Consider the following 11,346-nt stretch of genomic DNA (forward strand, 5'->3'; position numbering starts at 1 on the left):
ATAGTCGGCGTGGCCGGGGCAGTCGACGTGGGCATAGTGGCGGGCAGCCGTCTCGTATTCGACATGCGCCGTCGAAATGGTGATGCCGCGGGCCTTCTCTTCCGGCGCCGCATCGATCTGGTCGTAGCGCTTGTATTCGCCAAAATACTTGGTGATCGCCGCCGTCAGCGACGTCTTGCCATGATCGACGTGGCCAATCGTGCCAATGTTCACATGAGGCTTGTTACGCTCGAATTTACCTTTTGCCATGTGATGTCTCCATTCCTGCTCGCCCGTGCGGGCTTTGAATTTAAGTTACTGCTGCAACCCGTGCGGGTTACGCGTATTTCTTCTGAATTTCCGTCGCCACCGCCGTGGGAACCGGCTCGTAGTGATCGAACTGCATCGTGTAAGCCGCACGGCCCTGGCTCATCGAGCGCAGGTTGTCGACGTACTTGAACATGTTGGCCAGCGGCACCATCGCGTTGATAACCACCGCCACGCCGCGAGCTTCCTGACCCTGGATCTGGCCACGACGGCCGTTCAGATCGCCAATGACATTGCCGACGTAATCTTCCGGCGTCACCACTTCGACCTTCATGATCGGCTCGAGCAACTGCACGCCAAGCTTGGGCGCCGCTTCCTTGAAGCAGGCACGGCCGGCGATTTCGAAGGCGAGCACCGACGAGTCGACATCGTGGTAGGCGCCGTCGATCAGCATCGCCTTGACACCGATCATCGGGAAGCCGGCGAACGTACCGTTGGTCATGACGCTCTTGACGCCCTTTTCGACGCCCGGGATGTATTCCTTCGGCACAGCGCCGCCAACGATCTTGGATTCGAACACGAACTCGCTGCTTTCCGGGTTCGGCTCGAAGAGGATCTTGACACGAGCGAACTGACCGGTACCGCCGGTCTGCTTCTTGTGCGTGTAGTCCTGCTCGTGCTTGCGGGTGATCGTCTCGCGATAGGCCACCTGCGGCGCGCCGACATTGGCTTCGACCTTGAACTCGCGACGCATGCGGTCAACGATGATGTCGAGGTGAAGCTCACCCATGCCGGAAATGATCGTCTGGCCGCTTTCCTCGTCGGTCTTGACGCGGAAGGACGGATCCTCGGCGGCCAGGCGGTGAAGGGCGAGGCCCATCTTTTCCTGGTCGTTCTTGGTCTTCGGCTCGATGGCGATCTGGATGACCGGATCGGGGAATTCCATGCGCTCGAGGATGACCGGGTGCAGCGGATCGCTCAGCGTATCGCCGGTGGTCGTGTCCTTGAGACCGGCCAGCGCAACGATGTCGCCGGCAAACGCCTCTTCGACGTCGGCGCGCGAGTTCGCATGCATCTGCAGCATGCGGCCGATGCGCTCTTTCTTGCCCTTGACGGTGTTGTCGAGCGAGACGCCCTTGGTCAGCTTGCCCGAATAGATGCGGGCGAAGGTCAGCGAACCGACGAAGGGGTCGTTCATGATCTTGAAGGCGAGCATCGACAGCGGCTCGTTGTCGTCGGCATGACGCTCGATCTCGGCATCGGTCTTGGCATCGACGCCCTTGATGGCCGGAACATCGGCCGGCGACGGCAGATATTCGACGACGGCGTCGAGCAGCGGCTGCACGCCCTTGTTCTTGAAAGCCGAGCCACAGAACATCGGGTAGAACTTGACCGCGATCGTGCCCTTGCGGATCAGCGAGCGGATCTCGTCGTTCGACGGCATCTTGCCTTCGAGGTAATTCTCGAGCGCCGTCTCGTCCATTTCGACGGCGGCTTCGATCATCTTCTCGCGGTATTCTTCGGCACGAGCCTTGAGGTCGGCGGGGATCTCGACGACGTCCCAGGCAGCGCCCAGCGTCTCATCGCGCCAGACCAGCGCGTTCATCTCGACGAGATCGACGACACCCTTGAACTCGGTCTCGGCGCCGATCGGCAGCTGCATGACGACAGCCTGCGCGCCAAGGCGCGAGCCGATCATTTCGACCGAGCGGTAGAAGTCAGCGCCGATCTTGTCCATCTTGTTGCAGAAGATCATGCGCGGAACGCGGTACTTGTCGGCCTGGCGCCAGACGGTCTCGGTCTGCGGCTCGACACCGGCATTGGCATCGAGCAGCGCGATGGCGCCGTCGAGAACGCGCAGCGAACGCTCGACTTCGATGGTGAAGTCGACGTGGCCGGGGGTGTCGATGATGTTGAAGCGGTACATCTTGCCGTCACGACCCTTCCAGAAGGTCGTGGTCGCGGCGGACGTGATCGTGATGCCGCGCTCCTGCTCCTGCTCCATCCAATCCATGGTGGCAGCGCCGTCGTGGACTTCGCCGATCTTGTGCGACTTGCCCGTGTAATAGAGGACGCGCTCGGTGGTCGTCGTCTTGCCGGCGTCAATATGCGCCATGATACCGAAATTGCGGTAGTCTTCGATTTTGTATTCGCGGGCCATCTTGGATGCCTTCTCAGTCTCGTTCGCGCTTTACCAGCGGTAGTGCGCGAAAGCGCGGTTGGCTTCTGCCATCTTGTGGGTGTCTTCACGCTTCTTGACGGCGGTGCCGCGGTTGTTGGCCGCGTCCATCAGTTCGCCGGAGAGGCGGTCGACCATCGTGGTCTCGTTGCGGTTGCGCGCAGCGGCGATCAGCCAGCGGATCGCCAGGGCCTGACGGCGCTCGGGGCGTACATCGACCGGAACCTGGTAGGTGGCGCCGCCGACGCGACGCGACCGAACTTCCACATGCGGCGCGACATTGTCGAGCGCCTGATGGAAGACGGTGACCGGCTCCTGCTTGGTCTTCGACTGAACCTGGTCGAGCGCGCCGTAGACGATGGTCTCGGCAACCGACTTCTTGCCGTCATACATGACGGCGTTCATGAACTTGGTAACGATCAGATCGCCGAACTTGGGGTCCGGATTGATCTCACGCTTTTCTGCACTGTGACGACGGGACATGGCTTTTGTCTCTCAATCTCGTAGCCGGGCGCAGTTGAAAAAGCGCCGCGACCGGAAAACCTTACTTCGGACGCTTGGCACCGTACTTCGAACGGCGCTGCTTGCGGTTCTTCACGCCCTGCGTGTCGAGCACGCCGCGGATGATGTGGTAGCGAACGCCCGGAAGATCCTTGACGCGGCCGCCGCGGATCATCACCACGGAGTGCTCCTGAAGGTTGTGACCTTCACCGGGGATGTAACCGATCACTTCAAAACCATTGGTCAGGCGGATCTTGGCCACCTTGCGCAGCGCCGAGTTCGGCTTCTTCGGCGTCGTTGTATAGACGCGCGTGCAGACGCCCCGCTTCTGCGGGTTCTGCTGCATGGCCGGGACCTTGTTGCGCTTCACCGGCGCAATGCGCGGCTTGCGGATCAGCTGGTTGACGGTAGGCATTAAACCCTCTTGTCTCTCAATTCCGTGTCTCGCCCGGTCAGGGCCGCTCAAAGCGTCATTTCCATACGCAAATTCGGGCCATAAACCGCGCCCCGCGGTCTTGCCCGAACAAATGGCAGAGGAAGCGGAAGCCGCTTCGTGCACGCCGGAAATGTCTTTTCGCTCGTAAAACGAACCCTGTTTGAGGCAAACTCCAAAGCGTGTCGCTTCGGAAGGGAGAGCCTCACATCGGTTCTGACTGGGCGGCTTCTACTCGTAAGACCGCGAACCGTCAACCCCGGGGCGCCAAATATTGCGCGCAAACCAAGGCTTGGCAGCCATGCGAAAAACGCAGGTAATTTTCTTTCGCCATTTTGCAAGGCCGAGGAAGAAAGTGACCAGCTTCTGGCTGTTGCACGGCCATGCTTCATGCGAAAAGGCGCCATGAATGGTGAAAATCCCCTCGCCCGCCCCAATCCCTTTGCCAAAAGGAATCAGCCCGTGAACGACAATGACGAGCGCCCGGTCACCATCATCACCGGCCGGGTGTGGAAGAAGAAGGGCGGCAAGGCGGAAGGTGTCCACGTGATGCTGGTGGCGCCCGACGACGATTCGGCAGTGCGCCGCACACTCGAATCGCTTGCAGCCGAAGGTTACGCCGAGGTCGAACTCGACCAGATCGGCGATATGGACGGCATACCCGATGAAGAGCCACATCTGTCGGCCTTCCAGGGCGCGCTCGAAGGCGAAGTGTCGATCGTCACTTTCGACGTACCGATCTGATGCGGGACCAACTGGGAGGCAGCGTGGTCAACTCAACAGCGGCGAAACCCTCTTCCCGCGCTTGGGCCGACCGGGCGGTCGCCGCCATCGAGGCCGACCAGCACCGCTCGGCCGACACCCATCTGTGGAAGCTCGATCTGCCGCGGCTTACCGGCATCGACTTCTACCTCAAGGATGAATCGACGCATCCGACCGGCAGCCTGAAACACCGGCTGGCACGCTCGCTCTTTCTCTATGCGCTGTGCAATGGCCATATCCGCGAGGGTGCGGCGGTGATCGAGGCCTCCTCCGGCTCGACCGCCGTGTCGGAAGCCTATTTCGCCCGCATGATCGGCGTGCCGTTCTATGCCGTGATGCCGCGCTCGACCTCGCCCGAAAAGATCGCCGCCATCGAGCACTATGGCGGCAATTGCCACTTCATCGACGATGGCCGGCGCATCTATACCGAATCCGCCGAACTGACCGCCAGGCTCGGCGGCCATTTCATGGACCAGTTCACCCATGCCGAGCGGGCGACCGACTGGCGCGGCAACAACAACATCGCCGAATCGATTTTCGGACAGATGCGCGAGGAGCGGCATCCGATACCGGCCTGGATCGTGATGAGCGCCGGCACCGGCGGTACCACGGCCACGATCGGCCGCTATCTGCGCTACAAGCAGCATGCGACGCGGCTGTCGGTCTGCGATGTCGAGCGCTCCGCCTTCTTCGATGGCTTTGCCACCCATGATGCCAGCAGAAGCTGCGAGCAGCCGTCGCGAATCGAGGGCATCGGCCGACCGCGCGTCGAACCGTCCTTCGTGCCGGGCGTCATCGACCACATGCTGCGTATCCCCGACGCCGTGTCGCTGGCCGCGATGCGGGTGCTGTCGCGCCGCCTCGGCCGCCGTGTCGGCGGCTCGACCGGCACCAATTTCATCGCCATGTGCTTTCACGCCGCCCGCATGATCGCCGCCGGCGAGACCGGCTCGCTGACAACGCTGATCTGCGATTCCGGTGAACGCTACGCCAACACCTACTATTCCGACGACTGGCTGAAGGCGAACGACCTTGATCCTTCGCCGTTCGAGCCGGCAATCGAGGCGTTTCTGGCCGGCAAGGAACTGGCGCTGGAGTTCGACGAGAGCTGGGGCTGACGAACCCGAACAGACTTTCGGTGACAGGCCTGCTGCGGCTTGCCCGGCCTCGGTTCTCTGCTAAGAACCCTGACAAACAAGCGCATTTCCAATCTGCGGAGTTCCCATGTCTGTGAATAGCGGTCCCATCAAGCTCGGCATCGTCGGCGTCGGAAAGATCGTCCGCGACCAGCATTTGCCGGCCGTGGCGAAGGACCCGAACTATCGCCTCGTCGCCGCAGCCAGCCGGCACGGCAAGGTGGAGAACATTCCCAATTTCCCAACCATCGAAGCGATGCTCGAGGGGATGCCGGAGCTTGAGGCCGTCTCGCTCTGCATGCCGCCGCAGTTCCGCTACGACGCGGCGCGCACCGCGCTGATGGCGAAAAAGCATGTGTTTCTGGAGAAGCCGCCGGGCGCCACGGTCAGCGAAGTCGAAGACCTGAAGGCGCTGGCGACGGCCAACGGTGTGACGCTATTCGCCAGCTGGCATTCGCGCTATGCGCCGGCGGTGGAAGCGGCGCGCGCCTTTCTCGGTTCGACCACCATCAGGTCGGCGGCCATCAACTGGAAGGAAGACGTGCGCCGCTGGCACCCGAACCAGGAATGGATCTGGGCGCCAGGCGGCTTCGGCGTCTTCGATCCCGGCATCAACGCGCTGTCGATCGTGACCCACATCTTGCCGGCGATGTTCATCACCTCGGCGGTCCTCGATTTTCCCGAGAACCGCGCGGCACCCGTCGCTGCGCATGTCGTCTTTCGCACCTCGAACGGCTTGCCGGTGAGGATGGAGCTCGACTGGCTGCAGACCGGCCCGCAGAGCTGGGACATCCTCGCCGACACGGAAGCGGGACAGATGGTGCTTTCAGGCGGTGGCTCGAAGCTCGCCATCGATGGCCGCATCGTGCATGACGAGCCGGAAGCCGAATACCCCTCGCTCTACAAGCGCTTCGCCGAGATCGTCCGCGCCGGCACCTCGGACGTCGACCTCGCGCCCCTCCAGCACGTCGCCGACGCCTTCATGCTCGGCAAGCGCAATGTCGTCGAAGCGTTTTTTGATTGAAGCACTCTGAACGCGCGCCGCGCGCGTTCAGTTTACGATCGCAATGGCAAAGCCGTCATAGCCCTTGGCGCCGACAGTCTGGATAGCAGTGGCCTGCAGCCGCTTGTCGCCACCCAGGAAGGAGAACGCCGCGCGTGCGCCTTCGACATTGGCATCTTGGCCATCCTCATCGAGCACCGCGCCGTCGCGGACAACGTTGTCGCAGATGATGACGGTCCCCGGTCGCGACAGGCGCATGGCCCAGGACAGATAGTGCGGGTTATTCGGCTTGTCGGCGTCGATGAAGATGACGTCGAATGGTCCGGCATTCTCGGCGTTCAATGCGGCAAGCAATTGCAGCGCCGGTCCGACCCGCAATTCCACCCGCTCGGAGACGCCTGCCCGCTCGAAATTCGACCGCGCGACCTTCGCATGGTGCGGATCGAGTTCAAGCGTCACGATCTTGCCGCCCACAGGCAACGCTCTCGCCATCCAGATGGTCGAGTAGCCGCCCAGCGTGCCGACTTCGAGAATTTTCTTCGCCCCCTGCATCCTTGCAAGAAGTGAAAGCAACTTGCCTTGCGCCGGCGAAACGTCGATCGCCGGCAGGCCCTGGTCGTGGTTGGCCGCCAGAACGGCATTGAGGACGGGATCTGCCTCGAACAGGGCGTCGACGATATAGTCGTCGACTGCCGCCCAGGTTTTCTTGCTCATCGGTTTCTTCTCCGATCAATGGAGGAATCAAACGCGAAAAGGGGCCACTTGGGCCCCTTTTCTTGTCTTCTCTTCCTTCCGCGCTTACTGCGCGGCGGTGACCATGTCGGTCAGCATCGGCTCGGCGATCTCGACGCCCGACGCCTTGCGGCGCTCGTCGATGATCAGTTCGTCACGCGAGGTGGCGATGCGCCGGATCTGGCTCATCGTGCCGCCGGTGCCGGCCGGGATCAGCCGGCCGACGATGACGTTTTCCTTCAAGCCCTGCAGCATGTCGGTCTTGCCGGCAACCGCAGCTTCCGTCAGCACCCTGGTCGTCTCCTGGAAGGAAGCGGCCGAGATGAAGGATGGCGTCTGCAGCGAGGCCTTGGTGATGCCGAGCAGAACCGGCAGGCCTTCGGCCGGCTTCTTGCCGTCCTCGACCAGGCGCTCGTTGACCTCTTCCAGCTCGATCACGTCGACGTGGTCGCCTGGAATGTAGGTCGAGTCGCCCTGCACCGTGATCTCGACCTTCTGCAGCATCTGGCGAACGATCACCTCGATGTGCTTGTCGTTGATCGACACGCCCTGCAGACGGTAGACTTCCTGGATCTCGTTGACGAGGTAGGAAGCAAGTGCCTCCACGCCCTTGATCGCCAGGATGTCGTGCGGCGCCGGATTGCCGTCGAGGATGTAGTCGCCCTTCTCGATGACGTCGCCGTCCTGGAGATGGAACGGCTTGCCCTTCGGGATCAGGTACTCGACCGGCTCAAGCGTCGAGTCATGCGGCTCGATGATGATGCGGCGCTTGTTCTTGTAGTCGCGGCCGAAGCGGATCGTGCCATCGATCTCGGCGATGATGGCGTGATCCTTCGGACGACGTGCCTCGAACAACTCGGCAACACGCGGCAGACCGCCGGTGATGTCCTTGGTCTTGGCGCTTTCCATCGGGATACGCGCCAAAACGTCGCCGGGGCGAACCTGTGCACCCGGCTCGACCGAAAGAATGGCCTCGACCGAGAGCAGGAAGCGGGCGTCGCCACCCTTCGACAGCTTGCCGACCTTGCCCTTGGCGTCCTGGATGGCAATCGCCGGCTTGAGGTCGTTGCCGCGTGGCGTCGAGCGCCAGTCGATGACCTCACGCTTGGTGATGCCGGTCGACTCGTCGGCCGTTTCCTGAACGGAAATGCCGTCGACCAGATCCTCGTACGACACCTTGCCCTCGATTTCGGTGAGGACCGGGCGGGTGTAAGGATCCCACTCGGCGATACGCTGGCCGCGCTTCACCTTGTCGCCATCGTCCACGAAGATACGCGAACCATAGGTCAGACGGTGCGTGGCGCGCTCCTTGCCGGCTTCGTCGAGGATCAGCACCGCCATGTTACGGCCCATGACCATCTGCTGGCCGTCGGAGTTGCGCACCACGTTGCGGTTGCGGATCTCGACCTTGCCCTCATACGAGGCTTCAAGGAACGAGCTATCCACCACCTGCGCGGTACCACCCATGTGGAAGGTACGCATGGTGAGCTGGGTGCCCGGCTCGCCGATCGACTGCGCCGCGATGACGCCGACAGCTTCGCCCTGGTTGACCGGGGTACCGCGGGCCAGATCGCGTCCGTAGCAGACCGCGCAGACGCCGACCCTGACTTCGCAGGTCAGTGCCGAGCGAATACGGACCGACTGCACGCCGGCCTTTTCGATCTTCTCCACGTCACGCTCGTCCATCAGCGTTCCGGCCTTGACCAGGATCTCGCCCGACACGGGATGCGTGATGTCGTCGAGCGACGTACGGCCCAGCACACGCTGGCCGACCGAAGCAACGACCTGGCCGGCATCGACGATCGGCTGCATGGTGAGGCCCTTGTCAGTGCCGCAATCCACGGAGTTGACGATGCAGTCCTGCGCCACGTCGACCAGACGACGGGTGAGGTAACCCGAGTTCGCCGTCTTCAAGGCGGTGTCGGCCAGACCCTTGCGGGCGCCGTGGGTCGAGTTGAAGTACTCGAGCACGGTCAGGCCTTCCTTGAAGTTCGAGATGATCGGCGTCTCGATGATTTCACCCGACGGCTTGGCCATCAGGCCGCGCATGCCGGCGAGCTGGCGCATCTGGGTGGGCGAGCCACGCGCACCGGAGTGCGACATCATGTAGATCGAGTTCATCGGCTTTTGACGGCCATTGTCCTCGAACTCGACCGCCTTGATGCGGGCCATCATTTCGTCGGCGACCTTTTCCGAGCACTTGGCCCAGGCGTCGACGACCTTGTTGTATTTCTCGCCCTGGGTGATCAGGCCGTCATTGTACTGCTGCTCGTATTCCTTGGCCAAAGCCTCGGTGTCGGAGACCAGCTTGATCTTGGCGTCCGGGATCAGCATGTCGTCCTTGCCGAACGAAATGCCGGCGCGGCAGGCATGGCTGAAGCCAAGGGCCATGATGCGATCGCAGAAAATGACCGTCTCCTTCTGACCGCAATGGCGGTAGACGGTGTCGATCATCTTGGAGATGTTCTTCTTGGTCATCTCCTGGTTTGCAGTCTCGTAGGGCACGTTGACGTTCTTCGGCAGAAGTTCGCCGATGATCATGCGGCCAGGCGTGGTGTCATGGATCTTCGACACCACCTTGCCTTCGGCGTCGACCGTGCGGAAACGACCCTTGATCTTGGAGTGCAGCGTCACCGCCTTGGTCTCGAGCGCATGCTGGAGTTCGCCCATGTCGGCAAACACCATGCCTTCGCCCGGCTCGTTCTGGTTGACGATCGACAGATAGTAGAGACCGAGAACCATGTCCTGCGACGGCACGATGATCGGCGCGCCGGAAGCCGGGTGCAGGATGTTGTTGGTCGACATCATCAGCACGCGGGCTTCAAGCTGCGCTTCCAGCGACAGCGGCACGTGAACGGCCATCTGATCGCCGTCGAAGTCGGCGTTGAAGGCCGTGCAGACCAGCGGATGCAGCTGGATCGCCTTGCCTTCGATCAGGATCGGCTCGAACGCCTGGATGCCGAGGCGATGCAGCGTCGGGGCGCGGTTGAGCAGCACCGGATGCTCGCGGATGACCTCGTCAAGAATATCCCAGACTTCCGGACGCTCCTTCTCGACCAGCTTCTTCGCCTGCTTGACGGTCGAGGAGAAACCCTTGGCGTCGAGGCGGGCGTAGATGAAGGGCTTGAACAGTTCGAGCGCCATCTTCTTCGGCAGGCCGCACTGGTGCAGCTTGAGCTCCGGACCGGTAACGATGACCGAGCGGCCGGAATAGTCGACGCGCTTGCCGAGCAGGTTCTGGCGGAACCGGCCCTGCTTGCCCTTGAGCATGTCGGACAGCGACTTCAGCGGACGCTTGTTGGCGCCGGTGATGACGCGGCCACGGCGGCCGTTGTCGAACAATGCGTCGACGGCTTCCTGCAGCATGCGCTTTTCATTGCGCACGATGATGCCCGGCGCCCGCAGCTCGATCAGCCGCTTCAGACGGTTGTTGCGGTTGATCACGCGGCGATAGAGATCGTTGAGATCGGACGTCGCGAAACGGCCGCCGTCCAGCGGGACGAGCGGGCGCAGGTCCGGCGGGATCACCGGAACCACTTTCATGATCATCCATTCCGGACGGTTGCCGGACTCCATGAAGTTCTCGACGACCTTGAGCCGCTTCAGATACTTCTTCTGCTTGAGCTCGGACGTGGTCGAAGCCAGTTCCGAACGCAGGTCGCCGGCGATCTTCTCCAGGTCCATGCCGGCCAGGAGGTCATGAATGGCCTCGGCGCCGATCATGGCGGTGAAGCTATCCTCGCCATACTCGTCGACGGCGATCATGTACTCTTCCTCGCTCAGGAGCTGGTGCTCCTTCAGCGCGGTGAGGCCGGGCTCGGTGACGATGTAGTTCTCGAAGTAGAGAACCCGCTCGATATCCTTCAGCGTCATGTCGAGCAGCGTGCCGATGCGCGATGGTAGCGACTTCAGGAACCAGATGTGAGCGACGGGTGCCGCCAGCTCGATATGGCCCATGCGCTCGCGGCGAACGCGCGACAGCGTGACTTCGACGCCGCACTTCTCGCAAATGACGCCCTTGTACTTCATGCGCTTGTACTTGCCGCACAGGCACTCATAGTCCTTGATCGGACCAAAAATGCGCGCGCAGAACAGGCCGTCACGCTCCGGCTTGAAAGTACGATAGTTGATGGTCTCCGGCTTCTTGATCTCGCCGAATGACCAGGACAGAATCTTCTCAGGGCTGGCGAGCGAGATCCGGATGGAATCGAACACCTGCGCAGGCGCCTGGGGATTGAAGAGATTCATGACCTCTTGGTTCATGCCGTTCTCCTTATCGGGGTCCTCGAAAACCCCTTGCATCTAGCGCGGGCCAAACGCCCGCCGTCTGTATCGGCCACTGGCCGTAGAATTG

The 11,346-nt window shown here is 62.0% G+C and carries 9 protein-coding genes; 3 read left to right on the plus strand and 6 right to left on the minus strand.

Going from position 1 to position 11,346, the window contains the following annotated elements; translation table 11 throughout:
- The 4 genes from AC1D0N_RS29425 to rpsL all read right to left on the minus strand — a co-directional run.
- Positions 1-249 (minus strand): GTP-binding protein (locus AC1D0N_RS29425; RefSeq protein WP_477249863.1); only part of this gene is annotated, 249 nt, incomplete at its 3' end.
- A 67-nt stretch (positions 250-316) separates the two neighbouring features.
- The gene (gene fusA / locus AC1D0N_RS29430; RefSeq protein WP_477249865.1) at positions 317-2,407 is read right to left on the minus strand and encodes an elongation factor G; all 2,091 of its coding nucleotides are present in this window, start codon (positions 2,405-2,407) and stop codon (positions 317-319) included.
- A gap of 30 nt (positions 2,408-2,437) precedes the next feature.
- Positions 2,438-2,908 carry a 30S ribosomal protein S7 gene (gene rpsG / locus AC1D0N_RS29435; RefSeq protein WP_008875664.1) on the minus strand — a complete coding sequence of 157 codons (471 nt, stop codon included), beginning with the start codon at positions 2,906-2,908 and terminating at the stop codon, positions 2,438-2,440.
- A 61-nt stretch (positions 2,909-2,969) separates the two neighbouring features.
- Positions 2,970-3,341: a 30S ribosomal protein S12 gene (gene rpsL / locus AC1D0N_RS29440; protein WP_006333356.1), complete on the minus strand. Its 372-nt coding sequence runs from the start codon at positions 3,339-3,341 to the stop codon at positions 2,970-2,972.
- A 480-nt stretch (positions 3,342-3,821) separates the two neighbouring features.
- Here rpsL and AC1D0N_RS29445 point away from each other — a divergent pair, with 480 nt between their 5' ends.
- The 3 genes from AC1D0N_RS29445 to AC1D0N_RS29455 all read left to right on the plus strand — a co-directional run bounded on the left by AC1D0N_RS29445 (position 3,822) and on the right by AC1D0N_RS29455 (position 6,281).
- Positions 3,822-4,103 (plus strand): transcriptional regulator, encoded by a 282-nt coding sequence (locus AC1D0N_RS29445; RefSeq protein ID WP_477249867.1) that lies wholly within the window; start codon positions 3,822-3,824, stop codon positions 4,101-4,103.
- Positions 4,103-5,239 carry a PLP-dependent cysteine synthase family protein gene (locus tag AC1D0N_RS29450; protein ID WP_477249868.1) on the plus strand — a complete coding sequence of 379 codons (1,137 nt, stop codon included), beginning with the start codon at positions 4,103-4,105 and terminating at the stop codon, positions 5,237-5,239. The genes AC1D0N_RS29445 and AC1D0N_RS29450 overlap by 1 nt, the downstream gene beginning before the upstream one ends.
- Before the next feature lie 106 nt (positions 5,240-5,345).
- A complete protein-coding gene (locus AC1D0N_RS29455) occupies positions 5,346-6,281 on the plus strand; it encodes a Gfo/Idh/MocA family protein (protein ID WP_477249870.1) in 936 nt (311 codons plus the stop codon).
- A gap of 27 nt (positions 6,282-6,308) precedes the next feature.
- Here the strand turns inward: AC1D0N_RS29455 and AC1D0N_RS29460 are convergent, their stop codons facing one another.
- Both AC1D0N_RS29460 and rpoC read right to left on the minus strand, forming a co-directional pair.
- Positions 6,309-6,974 (minus strand): O-methyltransferase, encoded by a 666-nt coding sequence (locus AC1D0N_RS29460; RefSeq protein ID WP_477249872.1) that lies wholly within the window; start codon positions 6,972-6,974, stop codon positions 6,309-6,311.
- Between the two features lie 84 nt (positions 6,975-7,058).
- Positions 7,059-11,255 (minus strand): DNA-directed RNA polymerase subunit beta', encoded by a 4,197-nt coding sequence (gene rpoC, locus AC1D0N_RS29465; RefSeq protein ID WP_477249873.1) that lies wholly within the window; start codon positions 11,253-11,255, stop codon positions 7,059-7,061.
- Between the last annotated feature and the right edge of the window lie 91 nt (positions 11,256-11,346).

The sequence above is a fragment of the Mesorhizobium sp. P2_E10 genome, assembly GCF_056404235.1.